The organism is Nocardioides exalbidus (assembly GCF_900105585.1).
GTDB lineage: Bacteria > Actinomycetota > Actinomycetes > Propionibacteriales > Nocardioidaceae > Nocardioides > Nocardioides exalbidus.
In genome coordinates, this window is the sequence record NZ_FNRT01000002.1 from 2,511,550 (window position 1) to 2,530,946 (window position 19,397).

Sequence of the window (19,397 nt, forward strand, 5' to 3'; positions counted from 1 at the left end):
CAACCCGCGGGGTGTCCGGATTCCGGACTTCAGCGCAGGGCCCGGGGGCTCAGTCACGAGCCGACTGGTAGCGCTCGAGCGCCTCGCGACGCTCGTCGGCGTGGTCGACGATCCGGAGCGGGTAGTCCTGCTCGTAGCCGACGTCGGACTTCCACGGCTCGTGCGCCGACTTGCCGGGGAGGTGGTCGAGCTCGGGCACCCAGCGGCGGACGTAGTCGCCCTGCGGGTCGAACTTGATCCCCTGGGTGACCGGGTTGAAGACCCGGAAGTAGGGGGAGGCGTCGGTGCCGGTGCCGGCCACCCACTGCCAGCCGTGGTTGTTGGAGGCGACGTCGCCGTCGATCAGCAGGTCGAGGAAGTGCCGCGCGCCGACCGGCCACCACACGTGCAGGTCCTTGGTGAGGAAGGAGGCGGTGATCATCCGGACCCGGTTGTGCATCCACCCCGAGTGCAGCAGCTGCCGCATCCCGGCGTCGACGATCGGGAAGCCGGTCGTCCCGGTCCGCCACGCCTCGATCGCGTCGGCGGGGTCGTCGTAGGCCATCGCCTTCAGCGCGGGCTTCAGGTCCTCCCAGGCCGAGGCGGGTGTGTGCCACAGGACGTCGGCGTAGAACTCGCGCCACGCGATCTCGTTGGCGTACGTCGACGAGGTGTCCATGTCGGCCAGGAGCGAGCGCGGGTGGATGACCCCGAGGTGGAGGTACGGCGAGAGGCGTGAGGTGCCGTCGTGGTCGGGACGGTCGCGCTCGGTCGGGTAGTCGCGCAGCCCGTCGTCGCGGAACGCGCGCCAGCGCCGCCACGCGGCCTCCTCGCCGGCCGGGGGGAGGTCGAACGGCGCGTCGGCCACCGCCTTCTCCAGCTCCTCGAGCGCCCGCTCGTGCGAGTCGCCCTGCTCGATGTCGGGGGAGCGCGGGGTGTGGGCGGGCTCGGGCCAGCCGTGCTCGCGCCAGGCGCGGGCGAAGGCGGTGAAGACCTGGTAGGGGTCGCCGCTGCCGTTGCGCACCCGCCCGGGCCCGACGGCGTACGGCGACCCGGTGGCCACCAGCTCCACCTTCTCCGCGACCGCGTCGTCACGCCTGCGGCCGTAGGGCGTGGTCTCCGCGGAGACGTGGACGCGTCGGCCGTCGGCGACGCGCGGCACGACGTCACGCGGGTCTCCGTGGTGGATGGTCAGCGGGATCCGCTCGGCCAGGGCCAGCACGTTGGCCGCGAGCCAGGCCCGCCGGGCCGCGCCCGCGGTCGACCAGATCGCGGGGTCGACGACGAAGAGGGCCGTCACCGTGCCCTCGTCGAGGGCGGCGAGGAGCGCCGGGTTGTCGCGCACGCGCAGGTCGCGGCGGAACCACATCACGGACGAGCCGGAGGACGACATGCCCACCAACCTAGCCGCGGAGTGAGCACCACCACGCTCACCCGCCCTCGTGGTGGGCCACCCGACGGGTCTAGTGTGCCGAGAGGTATTTCCCGGGAACTGACAGCAACGAAAAGGACTGGCTACGTCGTGGACCTGATGGAGTTTCAGGCGAAAGAGCTCTTCGCCAAGCATGGAGTAGCGACCACACTCGGTGTGGTCGCGGAGACCCCGGAGGCCGCTCGCGCAGCCGCCGAGGAGATGGGCGGGGTCACCGTCATCAAGGCCCAGGTCAAGGCGGGAGGCCGCGGCAAGGCCGGCGGCGTCAAGATCGCGAAGACCGCCGACGAGGCCGAGTCCTACGCGCGCGACATCATCGGCATGGAGATCAAGGGGCTGCGCGTCAACCGCGTCCTGGTCACCCCGGCGACCCCGCCGGTGGAGGAGTACTACTTCTCCTTCCTGCTCGACCGCTCGAACCGCTCGCACCTCTGCATCGCGTCCGTCGAGGGTGGTGTGGAGATCGAGGAGGTCGCCAAGACCAACCCCGAGGCCGTGCGCCAGATCCCGATCAACGCGATCGAGGGCGTCACGCCGGAGAAGGCCGCCGCGATCGTCGACGAGGCCAAGTTCCCCGCGGAGCTGCGTGACCAGGCCATCGAGATGGTCCAGGCGCTGTGGAAGGTCTACGTCGAGGAGGACGCCACCCTCGTCGAGGTCAACCCGCTGGCCCGCCTCGAGGGTGACAAGCTCGAGGCGCTCGACGGCAAGGTGTCGCTCGACGACAACGCCTCCGAGTTCCGCCACCCCGACCACGCCCAGTTCGAGATCCGCGAGGAGGCCGACCCGCTCGAGGCCAAGGCCAAGGACAAGGGCCTCAACTACGTCAAGCTCGACGGCGAGGTCGGCATCATCGGCAACGGCGCTGGCCTCGTGATGAGCACCCTCGACGTCGTCGCGTACGCCGGTGAGGCGCACGGCGGCGTGAAGCCGGCCAACTTCCTCGACATCGGCGGCGGCGCCAACGCGCAGGTCATGGCCGACGGCCTCGACGTGATCCTCAACGACGAGCAGGTCAAGAGCGTCTTCGTCAACGTCTTCGGTGGCATCACCGCGTGCGACGAGGTGGCCAACGGCATCAAGGGTGCCCTCGAGATCCTCGGTGACAGCGCCACCAAGCCGCTCGTCGTCCGACTCGACGGCAACAACGTCGACAAGGGCCGCGCGATCCTCGACGAGCTCAACCACCCGCTGGTCACCCAGGTCGACACGATGGACGGCGCGGCCGACAAGGCCGCCGAGCTCGCCCACCAGGCCTGAGAGAGAGAAACAGAACCGATGAGCATCTACCTCAACTCAGACTCCAAGATCATCGTCCAGGGCATGACCGGCGGCATGGGCGCCAAGCACACGACCCTCATGGTCGAGTCCGGCGCCAACATCGTCGGCGGCGTCAACGCCCGCAAGGCCGGCACCACCGTCGAGCTCGGCGGCAAGGAGCTCCCGGTCTTCGGCACGGTCGAGGAGGCCATGAAGGAGACCGGCGCCAACGTGTCGGTCGCCTTCGTCCCACCGGCCTTCACCAAGGACGCCGCGATCGAGGCCATCGACGCCGAGATCCCGCTGCTCGTGGTGATCACCGAGGGCGTCCCGGTCCTCGACACCGCCGAGGTCGTCGCCTACCTCGAGGGCAAGTCCACCCGGATGATCGGCCCCAACTGCCCCGGCATCATCACGCCGGAGGAGTCGCTGGCCGGCATCACGCCCCACACCATCGCGGGCAAGGGCCCCATCGGCCTGGTCTCGAAGTCGGGCACGCTGACCTACCAGATGATGTACGAGCTGAAGGACTTCGGCTTCACCACCGCCATCGGCATCGGCGGCGACCCGATCATCGGCACCACGCACATCGACGCCCTCGAGGCCTTCGAGAACGACCCGGAGACCAAGGCGATCGTGATGATCGGCGAGATCGGCGGCGACGCCGAGGAGCGGGCCGCGGCCTACATCAAGGAGCACGTCACGAAGCCGGTCGTCGGCTACGTCGCCGGCTTCACCGCCCCGGAGGGCAAGACCATGGGCCACGCCGGCGCCATCGTGTCGGGCTCCTCGGGCACCGCGCAGGCCAAGAAGGAGGCCCTCGAGGCCGCCGGGGTCAAGGTCGGCAAGACGCCGTCCGAGACCGCTGAGCTGATGCGGGAGATCCTCAACGGGCTCTAGCCCGCGGACTCCCTGAGTCAGAGCACTTCCAGACGGCCCCGCAGGTCCACCTGCGGGGCCGTCCTGTCGTCCGGGTGCCGGGCGGGACGTCGGGCGTCCCACAGCACCCGCCACACGACGTGGGCGCCGAGCAGGCGCACCGGAGCGACCGCGCTGACCCGACGCGGCGACGGCAGCGTCGGGCACGCCGAGCTGGCGAGCGTGGAAGGTATGGACATGATCTAGCACCCCGTTTTCTTGAACACGACACCGTACGTCCGAGCCATCAGCCGACCCCTACCGGTACCCCGTCGAAGGCCGCCATCGCGGCCACCGTCCTGCGGAGCGGTCGCCGGGTCGCGGCGATCCCGGCCTCGAGCTGCCCGGCGTCCCACTGGCCGTACGTCGACGACACGAGCAGCGCGGCGCCGACGGGCACCACGTGCACGACCGTCGCGCCCGGACCGGGTTCGCCGTCGAAGGCGTAGGTCTGCACGAGCGTCGCGGCCGGGGCGGGACCGAAGGGCGACGTGCGCACCTCGGTGGTCACCTCGGTCTCGCCGATCACCTCGACGCCGCTGCACCGGGCCGGGAGCCCGGCGACGGCCTCGGCGACCGCGGCGGCCTCGTCGGCGCTGTCGAGCAGCACCAGCTCGCGGGTGTTGGCGGACTCCCCGCCGCTGTTGTCGGCGACCATCCGGTCGCGGGCGTCGAGGCCGCGCAGGGGGGTGGTGCCGCACAGGGCCAGGTCGCGCAGACCGGTGCCGGTGCGCGAGGTGGGGACGACGTCGTCGGGCCCGCCCATGCCCGCGGCGAGGGGGAAGTCGTCGGCGATCGCGACCACCGGCTCGGTCGTCGCCGAGGAGGCGGCCGCGGGCGCGGGGGCCTCGGCGTCCGTCCCGGCGGCTCCGTCGTCGTCGGCGCGCACCGCGCACCCGGACACGACCAGGGTGCCGGCCAGTCCGGCCGCCAGGACGGCCGTCGTGAGCGCAGGGCGGAACCTCATGCCCCTTATGACTACGTCGGGGACGAAAAGGTTGCCTCCGGCGCGTCAGCCGCCATCGAGGGTGTCGAGCCGGTCGAGGACGCGCCGCGCGAGGGCGACGAAGTCGGGCCGCGACATCGTCATGTTGCGGTCGGGTGCGAAGCCGAGCTGGGAGACCGCCGAGCCCTCGCGGGCGATCGCCATGAGGAAGGGGTAGGACTGGTTGTCGTTGAGCTGGAACGTCAGGGCCCAGACGCTGAGGTCACGGCCGTCCGACGACGAGCTGGCCAGGGGCGTGACGCTGGTGCCGAGGTTGGCCTGCCCGCACGCCTGGATGCGCGAGCGCACCTGCTCGACGAACGACCAGGCCCTGGCCTGCTTCATCCGGCCCACGGCCTGGGTGAGGCCGAGCTGGGTCGCGTTGGGCGTCTCGGGGAAGACGAAGGTGCGGGTGAGCGCCTTGCGGATGCCCTTGCCCTGGAAGGACGTCCGGTCGCACCGGGTCGCGGCGTCGTTGCTGCGCGCCCTGACCGGGTCGAGGCCGACCCACGGGCCGCGGACGGCCGCGACCGGGGGCAGGTCGACGACGGCCAGCACGCCGGGCGGGTTGCCGATGTCGAGCGGGCGGGTGGTGTTGCTCCGCGCCCGGCCGGCGCAGACCGCGGCGGCGTCGGTCCCGCAGAACCCGTTGACGGCGGCGGCGAGGCCGGACAGGGCTGCCTGGTCGCTGACCGGGCGGCCGCGGGTGCTGACGACGTTGGTGATGAGCAAGGAGCCCGTGCGGGCGATGGCGACAGTGATGTTCTCGGGGGTGCGGCCCCACGAGCGCAACCGGAAGGCACGCGCCTCCTCGCCGACCCGCTTGACCGTCTGGGTGGTGAGCAGCTGGGTGCGCGGGTCGACGCAGCCGGCGACCCACAGCGAGGCCGTCACGAAGGCGGCCTGCGCCGAGGCGGCGTCGGGGGACCGCTCGACCATCTGGACGGCGGTCGTCTGGACGCTGGTGACCTCGCGCCTGCGGGTGCGCTGGTTGTCGCCCTTGCCCACCTTCTCGGTGACCGTCCGGGTCGAGGACCCCTCCCACGAGCGGGTCAGCGCGGACACCGTCGTCGGGTCGGCGAAGCGCTCGCGCTGGCAGGGCAGGACCAGCCCGTCACCGCCGAGGTTGTCGCTGGTGGAGGTCTCGGCCCAGTCGAGCCCCGACCCGAACCGCGACAGCTGCGCGGGCGCGAGGAGCGAGTCCTCGCTCACCAGCTCGGCACCCGCGGGCACCACCGGGTCGTGGACCGTGATCGTGCCGGTCGCCTTCTCCTCGCTGAGGCTGGTCGGCTCGGCGCCGGACCCTGTCGCCACGAGCGAGCCGGACACGACGAGCGCCGCCGTCGCGAGACCGGCACCGATCACGGTGTGGGTGCGCCGACGGGCCGCACCCGCGCGTCGTACGACGGTCGCGCGGGGCCAGCGGATCTCCTCGAGCGGGGCGGAGAGGTCCTCGAGCAGGCGGCGTACGTCGGTCGTGGGCACGTCGCGGTTCAGCGAGAACTGGGCGGTCGCGGTCTGCAGCTCGCGCTCGGCGTCGGCACGGGTCAGGCCGACCTCGCGCCCGATCGAGGTGAGGGTCAGCGAGGTCAGCCCGTGCAGGACGAGGAGCTCGCGCTGGCGCGGGGTGAGCTTGGAGAGTGCGTCGAGGGTCGCGCGGCACTCGGGGTCGAGCGACTTGTCGCGGTGCCAGATGCGGGCGGTGTGGCGGCGCCGGGCGCTCCGGAAGGCCAGCGGGCGGACGTAGCCGTCGCGGTCGTCGAGGACGGCGACCTTGCGCCAGTGGTGCCACGCGACGACGAAGGCGTCCCGCACGGCGGCGCGCGCGGCCGGTGCGTCACCGGTGAGCGCGTAGGCCTCGTGCAGGAGTCGCGTGCGGGTCTCGACGTAGTAGGCGTCGAAGGTCTCGGGGCTCCTCATGACCGCTCCACGGTACGGGGTGGCGGCGTGGCAGCGCGATCCGAGGCGGGCTGCGGGTGATGATGGCTCGGCCATGACGTCCCTCCTCGCGCGCCCCGACCACGCCAGGACCGAGGCTGCCCGCCCGCGTCCGCTGGTGCTGATCGCGACGCTCGGCGGGGTGATGGCGGCGCTCGGTCCGCTGGTCGTGCTGCTGGCCGTCGGCGTCATCGGCTGGTTCGTCAGCGACGCCGGCGTGCACGGCGCACCGCGCGACGGGATGCGGATGGGCGCGCTGGCGTGGCTCGCGGGCCACGGCTCCGGCTTCGCGGTGATGGGCGCCCGGATCACGATCGTGCCGCTGGGCGTCACCGCGATCGCCGCGTGGTCGATGTGGCGCCTCGGCCACCGCGTCGGCGACTCGGTCTCGGGCCACGGCCCCGACGCCGACCGGATCTCCGACGGCGAGCGCGACTTCACGGTCCCGACTGCCATCGCCCTCTTCTTCGCCGGCTATGCCGTCGTGGCCGTGGTGGTCGCGACGCTGGCGGCCGGCACCACGGCCGACCCGTCGGTGCCCCGCGTGCTGGGCTGGACCATCGCGCTGACCGCCCTCGTGGCCGCGCCGGCCATCGCGGTCGGCTCGGGCCGTGCGGCGATCTGGGCCGCCTTCACGCCTGCCACCGTGCGCGCGGGTGCGGCTGTCGCCGGGAAGGTGCTGACCGCGCTCGTCGCCGTGTCCGGGCTGCTGTTCCTCGTCGCGCTGGCGACGTCGTTCGACGATGCCGCGACCATGGCCGCCCGGCTGCACACCAGTCCGTCGGAGGCCGCGCTCTACTCGCTCGTCAACGCCGCCTTCCTGCCCAACGCCTCGCTCTTCGCCGGCTCGTGGCTGCTCGGCCCGGGCTTCGTCGTCGGCGGTGCCACGATCGTGTCGCCGGGCGCCGTCGTGCTCGGCGCGCTGCCGCTCGTCCCGCTACTCGCCGCGCTCCCGTCGGTCGGCACGCCCCCGGGCTGGGTCGGCCTGGCCATGGTCGTGCCGCCGCTGGTCGCAGCCGTCGCGTCCTACCGGGCCCTGCGCGGGCGGCCGCTCGCGTGGGACCAGTACGCCCTCGCCGGCTGCGGCGGCGGCCTGGTCGCCGGGGTGGCGTTCGCGGTGCTCGCCGCCCTCTCCGGCGGATCGGCCGGACCCGGCCGGATGCGCTTCGTCGGCCCGCTCGTGCCGGACGTCCTGGTCCACGCGGTCACCGCGTGCGGTGTCGGCGCGCTCCTCGGTGCGGCGCTCCCGGCCGCCCTGGCCTGGCGCGCCGCTCGCGCCCGGGCCGCCGATGACGAGGCTCGAGAGGGCGCAGTGGAGGATGTCCCCGTGGACGCATCCTCCGACGACACCCGAGCCTGACAGTGGGGGCTGGTCACGGCCACGGCGAGCACCCCTCGCTCGGCCCCGCTCCCCAGCGCCTGCGGGTGCTGATGGCCGTGCTCGTGGGTCCGCTCGTGCTCGCCACGCTCGTCGGCCTCGTGCTGCTCTGGCCCGACGGGGACCTGGAGATCACCGCACCGGGGGTCGAGGTGCAGCGCGGCACGGCGGAGGTCACCGAGTTCGTCCCGTGCCGGCTCGCCGGCGGCAGGGAGGTCGAGGGCTGCCAGGCCGCCACGATCGACGTGCTGAGCGGGCCGGGTGAGGGCGACTCCGCCACCGCGGTGCTGCCCTACGGCGAGAAGGCGCCGAAGGTCGACATCGGTGACCGGATCATCGTCTCCTACACGGCGGGTGCGCCGGAGGGCGAGCAGTACGCCTTCCAGGACTTCGACCGCGGACCGCCGCTCCTCACGCTGACGATCCTCTTCGCCGTGGGCGTCCTCGTGCTGTCGCGCTGGCGGGGGATCGGCGCGCTGGCGAGCCTGGCGTACTCCCTCGTGCTGATCGCGATCTTCACCCTGCCCGCGATCATGCAGGGCGAGTCGCCGCTGGCGGTCGCGGTGGTCACGGCGTCCGCGATCATGCTCGTCACCCTCTACCTCTCCCACGGCTTCAGCGTCCGCTCGACCGTCGCGATGCTCGGCACGCTGGTCTCGCTGGTGGTGATCGGCGTGCTCGGCTGGGCGTTCACGCGCGTCGGGCACTTCACCGGGCTGGTCGACGAGGGCAGCCAGTACATCTCCAGCGTCGCCGTCCAGGTCGACCTCAGCGGCCTCCTGCTCGCCGGCCTCGTCATCGGTGCGCTCGGCGTGCTCGACGACGTCACGGTGACCCAGACGTGGGCGGTGTGGGAGCTCGCCGACGTCGACCCCGACGCCAGCACCCGCACGCTCTTCGTGCGCGCCATGCGGATCGGCCGGTCTCACGTCGCCTCGACGGTCAACACCCTCGTGCTCGCCTACGTCGGCGCCACGCTCCCGCTGATGCTGGTGTTCTCGGCGATGTCGCTGCCCTTCGAGATCGCGGTGAGCCAGGAGGTGGTGGCGCAGGAGGTCGTGCGCGGCCTCGTCGGCGGGCTCGGCATCATCGCCGCCGTCCCGGTGACCACCGTGATCGCGGCTCTCGTCGCCGGACGCCTGGTGAAGGACCGGACGGCCGGCACGGGTCCCTCGCACCGCGCATGACGACGCTCGCGACGGCTGCTCCCGCCGGCCACCCCTAGAATCCCTCCGTGCCCGAAGCCCGTCTCGTCGTCCTCGTGTCGGGTTCCGGCACCAACCTCCAGGCCCTGCTCGACGCCTGCGCCGATCCGGCGTACGGCGCCCGCGTCGTGGCCGTCGGCGCCGACCGGGAGGACATCGAGGGCCTCGCGCGTGCCGATCGGGCGGGCGTCCCGACCTTCGTGCGGCAGGTGTCCGACTTCGAGACCCGCGACGGCTGGGACGCCGCGCTGGCGACCGTGGTCGAGCGGTTCGAGCCGGACGTGGTGGTCTCGGCCGGCTTCATGAAGCTGCTCTCGCAGGACTTCCTCGACCGGTTCCTCACCCTCAACACCCACCCGGCGCTGTGCCCGGCCTTCCCCGGGATGCACGGTCCGCGCGACGCCCTCGAGCACGGCGTGAAGGTCACCGGTGCGACCCTCTTCGTGGTCGACGCGGGCGTCGACACCGGGCCGATCGTCGCCCAGGTGCCGGTGCCGGTGGAGGAGGACGACGACGTCGCCTCGCTGCACGAGCGGATCAAGGCCGCCGAGCGCCAGATGCTCGTCGACGCGGTCGGCCGGATCGCCCGGGAGGGCATCACCGTCGAGGGACGCCGGGTTCGCATCGGCGCCGTCGCTCGGTAGTCTTCGGACCACACGACTGGCGCAGGTGGGCCACCACCAGGGAGTGACGCGCGGGAGCATCGAACGCCTGGGTGCCCCGACTCGAACCACACCGAGGAGTCCCCGTGTCCCCGACCTCTGCCGACCAGATCGCCATCAAGCGCGCGCTCGTCTCCGTCTACGACAAGGCCGGTCTCGACGACCTGGTCCGCGGCCTGCACGACGCCGGTGTCGAGCTCGTCTCCACCGGCGGCTCGGCCGCGCTGATCGAGTCGCTGGGCCTGCCCGTGACCAAGGTCGAGGACCTCACCGGCTTCCCCGAGTGCCTCGACGGACGGGTCAAGACGCTGCACCCGCGCGTCCACGCCGGCATCCTCGCCGACCGTCGCCTCGACTCCCACGTCGCGCAGCTCGAGGAGCTCGGCGTGGAGCCGTTCGACCTCGTCGTCAGCAACCTCTACCCGTTCACCCAGACCGTCGCCTCGGGCGCCAGCCCCGACGAGTGCGTCGAGCAGATCGACATCGGCGGGCCGTCGATGGTGCGCGCCGCCGCCAAGAACCATCCCAGCGTCGCCATCGTCACCTCGCCCGCGGCGTACGACGCCGTGCTGGCCGCCGTCGCCGCCGGTGGGTTCACGCTGGCCGAGCGCCAGCGGCTCGCGGCCGAGGCGTTCGTGCACACCGCGACCTACGACGTGCACGTCGCCTCGTGGATGGGCAACGTGCTGACCGACACCAGCGACGGCTCCGGCTTCCCGGCGTGGATGGGCGGCACGTGGGACAAGGCCGGCGAGCTGCGCTACGGCGAGAACCCGCACCAGTCGGCCGCGCTCTACACCCAGCCCGCGCGCGGTGGGCTGGCGCGTGCGGAGCAGCTCCACGGCAAGGAGATGTCCTACAACAACTACGTCGACGCCGACGCGGCCCGCCGGGCGGCCTACGACTTCGACGAGCCGGCCGTGGCGATCATCAAGCACGCCAACCCCTGTGGCATCGCGGTCGGCGAGGACGTGGCGGCGGCGCACCGCAAGGCCCACGCGTGCGACCCCGTCAGTGCCTTCGGTGGCGTGATCGCCACCAACGTCGCGGTCTCGGTCGCGATGGCCGAGCAGGTCGCCGAGGTCTTCACCGAGGTCATCGTGGCCCCGGGCTACGAGGACGGTGCGGTGGAGGTGCTGCAGGCCAAGAAGAACATCCGCATCCTCACCTGCGAGCCCGTCGCCCGGGGCGAGGTGGAGATGCGACCGGTCTCCGGCGGCCTGCTGGTGCAGCAGCGCGACTACGTCGACGCCCCCGGTGACGACGTCTCCACCTGGACGCTCGCCACGGGCGAGGCCGCCTCGCCCGAGGTGCTCGCCGACCTGGCCTTCGCCTGGCGCGCGTGCCGCGCGGTGAAGTCCAACGCGATCCTGCTCGCCGCCGACGGCGCGTCCGTCGGGGTCGGCATGGGCCAGGTCAACCGTGTCGACTCGTGCCGGCTCGCGGTCGAGCGTGCGGGGGACCGGGTCACCTCCGCGGTCGCCGCCTCCGACGCGTTCTTCCCGTTCCCCGACGGCCCGCAGATCCTCATCGACGCCGGCGTGAAGGCCATCGTCCAGCCCGGTGGATCGGTGCGCGACGCCGAGGTCGTGGCGGCGTGCGAGGCCGCCGGCGTGACGATGTACCTCACCGGCACGCGCCACTTCTTCCACTGATGTTGCGCATCCCGCACCGCGTGGCGCATGGCGGAACATTCGGACTGTCGGAAGGACCTCTCCCGTGCCTAGACTGCCTGCCGTGACCGCACAGACCCTCGACGGCGCAGCCACCCTGCGGACCATCAAGGCCGAGCTCGCCCAGCGAGTCGCCGCGCTCAAGGAGCAGGGGGTCGTGCCCGGCCTCGGCACCGTGCTCGTCGGCGACGACCCCGGTTCGCACTGGTACGTCGGTGCGAAGCACAAGGACTGCGCGGAGATCGGCATCACCTCGATCCGGCGCGACCTGCCGGCGACGGCCACCCAGGCCGAGGTGGAGACCGTCATCGACGAGCTCAACGCCGACGACGCCTGCACCGGCTTCATCGTGCAGCAGCCGACCGGCCTCGACGAGTTCGCCCTGCTCTCGCGCGTCGACCCCGACAAGGACGTCGACGGCCTGCACCCGACCAACCTCGGCAAGCTCGTCCTCGGCGAGGCCGGCCCGCTGCCGTGCACGCCGGTGGGCTCGATCGAGCTGCTGCGTCGCCACGGCGTGGAGATCGCCGGCGCGGAGGTCGTGGTCGTCGGTCGCGGCATCACCGTCGGCCGCCCGCTCGGGCTGCTGCTCACCCGTCGCTCGGAGAACGCCACCGTGACCCTGTGCCACACCGGCACGGTCGACCTCGCCGCCCACGTCCGCAACGCCGACATCGTCGTCGCGGCCGCCGGCGTGCCCGGGATCATCACCGCCGACATGGTCAAGCCGGGTGCCGCCGTCCTCGACGTGGGCGTCTCGCGCGTCGACGGCAAGGTCACCGGCGACGTCGCGCCCGACGTCTGGGACGTGGCCGGCTGGGTCTCGCCCAACCCCAAGGGCGTCGGTCCGATGACCCGCGCGATGCTGCTGTCCAACATCGTGGAGATCGCCGAGAGGTCCGTCGGCGCGTGATGACCGAGCCCGACCACGTCGAGCACCTCGAGGGCGAGCCCGACCCGCCGGTCGAGGAGGAGGGGCGCCGCTATCCCTCGACGATCGGGGGAGCGTTCTACCTGCTCGTCCTCGCCGTCGTGACGGTCGGCCTGGTGCTGGTGTTCTTCGACGAGTGGCGCACCGGCATCCGGGTGATGGGCGGCTCGCTGATCTTCGCCGCCCTCGTGCGACTGGTCCTGCGGACCCGCGACGCCGGCATGCTCGCCGTACGCCACAAGGTCCTCGACGCCTTCGTGCTCATCCTGCTCGGTGGCGCGCTGATCCTCCTGGCGGGCTCGATCCCGGACCAGCCCGGGGGTTTCTAGCCACCACGCACGAGCGGTGCGTGAGACATGTCTCCGGGCACCGGAAGATGTCTCACGCACCGCTCATGTGCGCGTGTCGTTGCTCAGATCAGGCCGAGCTCCGTGACCGCGGCGCGCTCGTCGGCGAGCTCGGCGGTGGAGGCGTCGATCCGCGTGCGGGAGAAGTCGTCGATCTCGAGACCCTCGACGATCGACCAGTCGCCACCGGAGGTGGTGACGGGGAACGAGGAGATCAGGCCCTCGGGCACGCCGTACTCGCCCTGGGAGACGACGGCCATCGAGACCCAGTCGTCGGCCGGCGAGCCGAACAGCCAGTCGCGGGCGGCGTCGATCGTGGCGGACGCGGCCGAGGCGGCCGAGGACGAGCCACGGGCGTCGATGATCGCGGCGCCGCGCTTGGCGACGGTCGGGATGAAGTCGTTCTCGAGCCAGGCCTGGTCACCGACCAGCTCGGCGGCGTTCTGGCCCTTCACCTGGGCGTGGAACAGGTCGGGGTACTGGGTGGCCGAGTGGTTGCCCCAGATCGTCATGTGCGTGATGTCGGTGACGGCCGCGCCGGTCTTGGCCGCGAGCTGCGAGATCGCGCGGTTGTGGTCGAGGCGGGTCAGCGCGGAGAACCGCTCACGCGGGATGTCGGGCGCGTTGGTCATCGCGATGAGGGCGTTGGTGTTGGCCGGGTTGCCGGTGACACCGATGCGCACGTCGTCGGCCGCGACCGCGTTCAGGGCCTTGCCCTGCGCGGTGAAGATCGCACCGTTGGCCGAGAGCAGGTCGCCGCGCTCCATGCCGGGACCGCGCGGGCGCGCGCCGACGAGGAGGGCGAGGTTGACGCCGTCGAAGATCTTCTCGGCGTCGGAGCCGATCTCGACGCCGGCGAGGTTCGGGAACGCGCAGTCGTCGAGCTCCATGACGACGCCCTCGAGCGCCTTGAGTGCGGGCTCGATCTCGAGCAGTCGCAGCTCGATCGGGCGGTCCGCCGCGAGCGCGCCGCTCGCGAGGCGGAACAGCAGGCTGTAGCCGATCTGACCGGCGGCGCCGGTGACGGCCACCTTGAGAGGTGCGGAGGTCACGGTGGGTTGTCTCCTCGTGAGGGTGGTCTCAGTTGTCCCTCTGACGCTAGCAGCGGGGCGCTGCTGGCATGCTGGCGCCCATGCTCCGAGCAGTACGCCGCCCACTCACGCTCGGAGCCCTCGCCCTGGTCGCCGTCGGCGCGCTGTCCGGCTGCGGCGGCATCGGCCAGCCGAAGCCCTACGACTCTCCCGGCATCAACGGCCTCGTGATCCCGACGCCCACTCCCACGCCCGCGGACTTCGTCGACACCGTCGACAACCCGTGGCTCGCCCTCGAGCCGGGATCGAGCCGTCACTACGACGTCGTCGACTCCGGGCGCACCCTCGGCAGCATCGACGCCGAGGTCGCGGAGGCGACCGAGGAGGTGGCCGGCCTCGACGCGACCGTCGTCCGCACGACCACCGACATCGACGGCGAGACGAGCGTCGACACCCGCTTCTTCGCCCAGGACGAGGACGGCAACGTCTGGCTGGTCGGCGCCGACCCGGCCACCGGCGACGCGTGGCGGGCCGGCGAGGGCGGCGCGGAGGCCGGACTCGCGATGCCGGCCGACCCGCGGCTCGGCGACGGCTGGCTGGCCTACGTCGTCCCGGGGCTGCCGCAGGCCAGCACGACCATCGAGGACCAGTCGCAGCAGGTGGTGCAGACGCGGGAGTCGGGCTCGGCCACCACCGGAAGCGGCGAGGCCGGCACCACGACCCGCAACATGTACGAGAAGGGTGCCGGCCTCGTCAGCGTCGAGGACCTGGACGAGGGCTGGATCGCCGTCCGGGACTGACCGGATCAGTCGGGGCGGCGCACCTGCGTGCGGCCGTCGTCGTCGCCGTCGGGGTTGCCCCAGTGGCCGGGCTGGCCGGGCTGGCCGGGCTGCTGGCCGGGCTGCTGGGCCGGCGGCTGCTGCTGCGGCGCGCCCCACTGACCGGGCTGGCCGGGCTGCTGGGCGGGCGGCTGCTGCTGCGGAGCCGGCTGGCCCCACTGCGCGGGCGGCTGCTGCTGCGGCGCGGCGTAGGGGTCGGGCTGCTGGGCGGGCGGCTGCTGCTGCGGGGCGGGCTGGCCCCACTGCTGCTGCGGGGGAGCACCCCACGCGGCGCCGGGCTGGCCCCAGCCACCCTGCTGGCCCTGGTTCCACTGGGCCTCGTAGTTGCCGGGCACGGGCTGGTTCTTCCTGCCGCCGCCGAAGTTGAGCCCGGACCCGTTGACCGGCTCGGCCCCGTGGCCGAAGAGGATCGGGTAGGTCAGGCCGGCGATCGCGGCACCGACGAACGGGGCGACCACGAAGAGCCACAGCTGGACGATGGCGTCGGTGCCGGCGAAGACGCCGACGCCGATCGAGCGGGCGGGGTTCACCGACGTGCCGGTCAGCGGGATCGCGACGAAGTGGATCATCGACAGCGTGAGGCCGATGGCCAGCGGGCCCATCACGGCGTTGATCTGGTTGCGCTCGTCGGTCACGGCGAGGATCACCCAGAGGAAGACGGCCGTCAGCAGGATCTCGAGCAGCAGCGCGGCCCACCAGGCGTAGGGGGCCACGGGGTTCTGGTCGCCGAAGAAGTTCTGGCCCATGTTGCCCTCGGCGGTGAAGCCGTCGAAGCCGTGGCCGAGGCCGAAGAGCACGGCGCCCGCGAGCAGGCCGCCGTTGAGCTGGGCGGCCATGTAGATGCCGGCCCTGTTCCACGGCAGGCGGCCGCCGAGGACGGCGCCCAGCGTGACGGCGGGGTTGAAGTGCCCGCCCGAGATGCGTCCGACGGCGTAGGCCATCACCACGACCGTGAGGCCGAAGGTCAGGCCGGTCGAGACGATGTTGCCGCCGCTGTAGATCGCGGCGCCACAGCCGAAGAAGACGAGCACGAACGTGCCCAGCAGCTCAGCGGTGAATTTCTGCCCCGTCGACGGGGTGTCCTCGGCGATGTCGCTCATGGCGCGTCCTCCAGAAGTCGTGTGGCCGCCCCCCGGCGGCCACACGCGACTCTAGCGGCGTGGTTGACGGGGTGCGAGGGTAGGCGAGTCGCAACCCGACCCCAGGTCAGGTATCTTGACGTCAAGAGTTATGCCCGGATGAGATCGCGATCTACAGGAGCTGTCGTACCCATGGCCAAGATCATCTACACCCACACCGACGAGGCGCCCCTGCTGGCGACGTACTCGTTCCTCCCGATCATCGCCGCCTACGCGAAGACCGCGGGTGTGGACGTCGAGACCCGCGACATCTCGCTCGCGGGCCGCGTGATCTCGCAGTTCCCCGACCGCCTCACCGAGGAGCAGCGCCTCGACGACGCCCTCGCCGAGCTCGGCGAGCTGGCCACGAAGCCCGAGGCCAACATCATCAAGCTGCCCAACATCTCCGCCTCGATCCCGCAGCTCAAGGCGACCATCGCCGAGCTGCAGTCGCAGGGCTACGACCTGCCGGCCTACCCCGAGAACCCGCAGACCGACGAGGAGCGCGAGACCCGCGCCCGCTACGACAAGGTCAAGGGCTCGGCGGTCAACCCGGTCCTGCGCGAGGGTAACTCCGACCGTCGCGCACCGGCGTCGGTGAAGAACTACGCGAAGTCGCACCCGCACTCGATGGGTGCCTGGAGCAGCGACTCGCGGACCAACGTGGCGACCATGGGCCACGACGACTTCCGCAGCAACGAGAAGTCCGTCGTCATCGACGGCGACGACACGCTCTCCATCGTCCACGTCGCGGGCGGCGAGGAGACCGTGCTGAAGGAGGGCCTGGAGGTCCTCGACGGCGAGGTCGTCGACGCGACCTTCATGAGCGCAGCCAAGCTCGACGAGTTCCTCGAGGCGCAGGTCGCGCAGGCCAAGGCCGACGGCGTGCTGTTCTCCGCGCACCTCAAGGCCACGATGATGAAGGTCTCCGACCCGATCATCTTCGGCCACGTCGTGCGTGCCTACTTCGCCGACGTCTTCGCGCAGTACGGCGAGCAGATCGCCGCTGCCGGGCTCTCCGCCAACGACGGCCTGGGCGCCGTCCTCGCCGGCCTCGACGGTGTCGAGGGTGGCGCCGAGATCAAGGCCGCCTTCGAGAAGGGCCTCGCCGAGGGCCCGGCCCTCGCGATGGTCGACTCCGACCGCGGCATCACCAACCTCCACGTCCCCTCCGACGTCATCATCGACGCCTCGATGCCGGCGATGATCCGCACGTCGGGCCAGATGTGGAACGCCGAGGGCGAGCAGCAGGACACCCTCGCGGTCATCCCGGACTCGTCCTACGCCGGCGTCTACCAGGCCACGATCGACGACTGCCGCGCCCACGGCGCGCTGGACCCGTCCACGATGGGCTCGGTGCCCAACGTCGGCCTGATGGCCAAGGCGGCCGAGGAGTACGGCTCGCACGACAAGACCTTCGAGATCCCCGCCGCCGGCACCGTCGAGGTCCGCAACGCCGCGGGCGAGGTGCTGCTCTCCCACGACGTCGAGGCCGGCGACATCTGGCGTGCCTGCCAGACCAAGGACGCCTCCATCCGCGACTGGGTCAAGCTCGCCGTCACGCGTGCTCGCGCCTCCGCCACCCCGGCGGTGTTCTGGCTCGACGAGACCCGTGCCCACGACGCCAACCTGATCCGGCTGGTGAACACCTACCTCGCCGAGCAGGACACCGACGGCCTCGAGCTGTCGATCATGGCGCCCGCCGCCGCGACGACGTACTCCCTCGAGCGGATCCGCAAGGGCGAGGACACCATCTCGGTCACGGGCAACGTGCTCCGCGACTACAACACCGACCTCTTCCCGATCCTCGAGCTCGGCACCAGCGCCAAGATGCTCTCGATCGTCCCGCTGATGAACGGCGGCGGCCTGTTCGAGACCGGTGCCGGCGGCTCGGCGCCGAAGCACGTGCAGCAGCTGGTCAAGGAGGACTACCTCCGCTGGGACAGCCTCGGTGAGTTCTTCGCCCTCGCGGCCTCGCTCGAGCACCTCGCGGGCTACGCCGACAACCAGCGCGCGAAGATCCTCGGCGAGACCCTCGACCGGGCGACCGAGACCTTCCTCAACGAGGACCGCTCGCCGGGTCGCAAGCTGGGCACGATCGACAACCGCGGCTCGCACTTCTACCTCGCCCTCTACTGGGCCGAGGAGCTCGCGAAGCAGACCGACGACGCCGACCTCGCCGCCTCCTTCGCGGCGCTGGCGGGATCGCTGCGCGCCGACGAGCAGAAGATCGTCGACGAGCTGCTCGCGGTCCAGGGCAAGCCGGCCGACATCGGTGGCTACTTCCGCCCCGACCCCACCAAGGCCGACGCGGTGATGCGCCCGTCCGGCACGCTCAACGCGGCGCTGGCGACGCTCTGATCCACGGCTGAGTCGCGCGTCACAGGCAGGGCCCTCGGGGAATACCTCCCCGGGGGCCCTGTCTTGCATGCTGTGATGACCATGACGACCGCCGCCACCACGAACGCCACCGACGACTTCGACGTCCCGACGGTGTCCGCGCGCCACTTCGGCCTCGCGGTCCTCGCGCTCGCCATGGGCGGCTTCGCGATCGGCACGACCGAGTTCGTCACGATGGGCCTGCTGCCGCAGATCTCCGCGGGCGTCGACGTCTCCATCCCCACCGGCGGCCACGTCATCTCGGCGTACGCCGTCGGCGTGGTGGTGGGGGCGCCGCTCCTCGCCTTCCTCGGCGCGCGCCTCCCGCGACGGGCCCTGCTGGTCGCGCTCATGGCCGCGTTCGCCGTCGGCAACGGGGTGAGCGCCCTCGCCGCGAGCTACGAGCAGCTGGTCGTCGCGCGCTTCGTCGCGGGCCTGCCGCACGGTGCCTACTTCGGCGTCGCCTCGCTCGTCGCGGCCAGCATGGCGCGACCGTCGCGCAAGGGGCGTGCGGTCTCCCAGATCATGCTCGGGCTGTCGGTCGCCAACGTGATCGGCGTGCCCGCCGCCACCGTGCTGGGGCAGGAGCTCGGCTGGCGCGCTGCCTTCTGGGCGACCTCCGCCCTCGCGATCGTCACGCTGGCGCTGGTGGCGTGGTTCGTCCCGTCCGTCGCCGGCGACGCCGAGGCGAGCGGACGCCGCGAGCTCTCCGCCTTCAAGCTGCCGCAGGTCTGGCTGACCCTGCTCGCCGGTGCGGTCGGCTTCGGCGGCATGTTCGCCGTCTACTCCTACATCGCGCCCGTGGTCACCGACGTCGCCGGGCTGGGGGAGCGGTCCGTCCCGGTCTACCTGCTGTCCTTCGGCCTCGGCATGGTCGCCGGCACCTGGCTCGCCGGGATCATGGCCGACTGGTCGATCTTCCGCTCGCTCATCATCGGCGGGTCCGGGATGGCCGCCTCGATGCTGCTCTTCTGGCTCGCCGCGCCGCACGGCTGGGCCGCGCTGCCCGTGGTCTTCCTGATCACCGTGCTCGGCTCGGTGCTGGTGGTCAACCTCCAGCTGCGGCTGATGGACGTCGCCGGGGACGCCCAGACCCTCGGTGCCGCGATGAACCACGCCTCGCTCAACGTCGCCAACGCGCTCGGCGCCTGGCTGGGCGGGCTCGTCATCGCCGCCGGCTGGGGCCTGCGGGCGCCGGCGCTCGTCGGTCTCGCGCTCTCCCTCGGTGGGGTCGCGATCCTGCTGGTCTCCGCGCGGCTGCACGTGCGCCAGAGCGCCACGGCCTGACCGGTCCCGCCTTCCGCGCGGAACCGTGCACGCCC

At 72.1% G+C, this 19,397-nt stretch carries 17 protein-coding genes and 1 riboswitch; of the genes, 11 read left to right on the plus strand and 6 right to left on the minus strand.

The annotated features are described in order from the left end of the window. Positions 1–49: 49 nt before the first annotated feature. On the minus strand, positions 50–1,372 hold the full coding sequence (locus BLV76_RS12385) for a cryptochrome/photolyase family protein (protein ID WP_090969408.1): 1,323 nt from the start codon (positions 1,370–1,372) through the stop codon (positions 50–52). A gap of 129 nt (positions 1,373–1,501) precedes the next feature. Here BLV76_RS12385 and sucC point away from each other — a divergent pair, with 129 nt between their 5' ends. Beyond that, positions 1,502–2,671, plus strand: coding sequence for an ADP-forming succinate--CoA ligase subunit beta (gene sucC / locus BLV76_RS12390; protein ID WP_090969409.1), 1,170 nt, complete (start codon positions 1,502–1,504; stop codon positions 2,669–2,671). An 18-nt stretch (positions 2,672–2,689) separates the two neighbouring features. Further along, entirely contained in the window at positions 2,690–3,571 is an 882-nt protein-coding gene (gene sucD, locus BLV76_RS12395) for a succinate--CoA ligase subunit alpha (protein WP_090969410.1), read from the plus strand. A 17-nt stretch (positions 3,572–3,588) separates the two neighbouring features. Here the strand turns inward: sucD and BLV76_RS22165 are convergent, their stop codons facing one another. Genes BLV76_RS22165 through BLV76_RS12405 form a run of 3 tightly spaced genes read right to left on the minus strand, consistent with a single transcriptional unit; the run spans position 3,589 to position 6,494 of the window. Next, a complete protein-coding gene (locus BLV76_RS22165; RefSeq protein WP_139306563.1) occupies positions 3,589–3,789 on the minus strand; it encodes a hypothetical protein in 201 nt (66 codons plus the stop codon). A gap of 47 nt (positions 3,790–3,836) precedes the next feature. Next, on the minus strand, positions 3,837–4,556 hold the full coding sequence (locus BLV76_RS12400; protein WP_090969411.1) for a hypothetical protein: 720 nt from the start codon (positions 4,554–4,556) through the stop codon (positions 3,837–3,839). A gap of 45 nt (positions 4,557–4,601) precedes the next feature. Beyond that, positions 4,602–6,494, minus strand: coding sequence for a SigE family RNA polymerase sigma factor (locus BLV76_RS12405; RefSeq protein WP_090969412.1), 1,893 nt, complete (start codon positions 6,492–6,494; stop codon positions 4,602–4,604). Positions 6,495–6,567: 73 nt separating this feature from the next. Between BLV76_RS12405 and BLV76_RS12410 the strand changes: the two genes are divergently transcribed. From BLV76_RS12410 to BLV76_RS12435, 6 genes are all read left to right on the plus strand, one after another. Then, entirely contained in the window at positions 6,568–7,872 is a 1,305-nt protein-coding gene (locus BLV76_RS12410) for a cell division protein PerM (RefSeq protein ID WP_090969413.1), read from the plus strand. 2 nt (positions 7,873–7,874) lie between these two features. Further along, on the plus strand, positions 7,875–9,077 hold the full coding sequence (locus BLV76_RS12415) for a YibE/F family protein (RefSeq protein WP_090969414.1): 1,203 nt from the start codon (positions 7,875–7,877) through the stop codon (positions 9,075–9,077). 47 nt (positions 9,078–9,124) lie between these two features. Then, on the plus strand, positions 9,125–9,739 hold the full coding sequence (gene purN, locus BLV76_RS12420; protein ID WP_090969415.1) for a phosphoribosylglycinamide formyltransferase: 615 nt from the start codon (positions 9,125–9,127) through the stop codon (positions 9,737–9,739). Positions 9,740–9,741: 2 nt separating this feature from the next. Beyond that, positions 9,742–9,819: riboswitch (ZMP/ZTP riboswitch) on the plus strand. A gap of 24 nt (positions 9,820–9,843) precedes the next feature. Next, positions 9,844–11,412 (plus strand): bifunctional phosphoribosylaminoimidazolecarboxamide formyltransferase/IMP cyclohydrolase, encoded by a 1,569-nt coding sequence (purH, locus tag BLV76_RS12425; protein ID WP_090969416.1) that lies wholly within the window; start codon positions 9,844–9,846, stop codon positions 11,410–11,412. An 82-nt stretch (positions 11,413–11,494) separates the two neighbouring features. Beyond that, on the plus strand, positions 11,495–12,343 hold the full coding sequence (locus BLV76_RS12430; protein ID WP_090969417.1) for a bifunctional methylenetetrahydrofolate dehydrogenase/methenyltetrahydrofolate cyclohydrolase: 849 nt from the start codon (positions 11,495–11,497) through the stop codon (positions 12,341–12,343). Further along, entirely contained in the window at positions 12,343–12,690 is a 348-nt protein-coding gene (locus BLV76_RS12435) for a DUF3017 domain-containing protein (RefSeq protein WP_090969418.1), read from the plus strand. The genes BLV76_RS12430 and BLV76_RS12435 overlap by 1 nt, the downstream gene beginning before the upstream one ends. A gap of 83 nt (positions 12,691–12,773) precedes the next feature. Here the strand turns inward: BLV76_RS12435 and BLV76_RS12440 are convergent, their stop codons facing one another. Beyond that, a complete protein-coding gene (locus BLV76_RS12440) occupies positions 12,774–13,760 on the minus strand; it encodes a malate dehydrogenase (protein WP_090969419.1) in 987 nt (328 codons plus the stop codon). Positions 13,761–13,840: 80 nt separating this feature from the next. Here BLV76_RS12440 and BLV76_RS12445 point away from each other — a divergent pair, with 80 nt between their 5' ends. Next, entirely contained in the window at positions 13,841–14,539 is a 699-nt protein-coding gene (locus BLV76_RS12445; protein WP_139306564.1) for a hypothetical protein, read from the plus strand. 5 nt (positions 14,540–14,544) lie between these two features. Here the strand turns inward: BLV76_RS12445 and BLV76_RS22560 are convergent, their stop codons facing one another. After that, entirely contained in the window at positions 14,545–15,678 is a 1,134-nt protein-coding gene (locus BLV76_RS22560; protein ID WP_090969421.1) for an aquaporin, read from the minus strand. Between the two features lie 171 nt (positions 15,679–15,849). On the opposite strand from BLV76_RS22560, the gene BLV76_RS12455 reads away from it, so the two are divergent. Beyond that, positions 15,850–18,057, plus strand: a complete 2,208-nt coding sequence (locus BLV76_RS12455; protein ID WP_090972645.1) for an NADP-dependent isocitrate dehydrogenase — start codon at positions 15,850–15,852, stop codon at positions 18,055–18,057. Positions 18,058–18,132: 75 nt separating this feature from the next. Continuing rightward, positions 18,133–19,362: an MFS transporter gene (locus BLV76_RS12465; RefSeq protein WP_245734651.1), complete on the plus strand. Its 1,230-nt coding sequence runs from the start codon at positions 18,133–18,135 to the stop codon at positions 19,360–19,362. Positions 19,363–19,397: the final 35 nt, after the last annotated feature.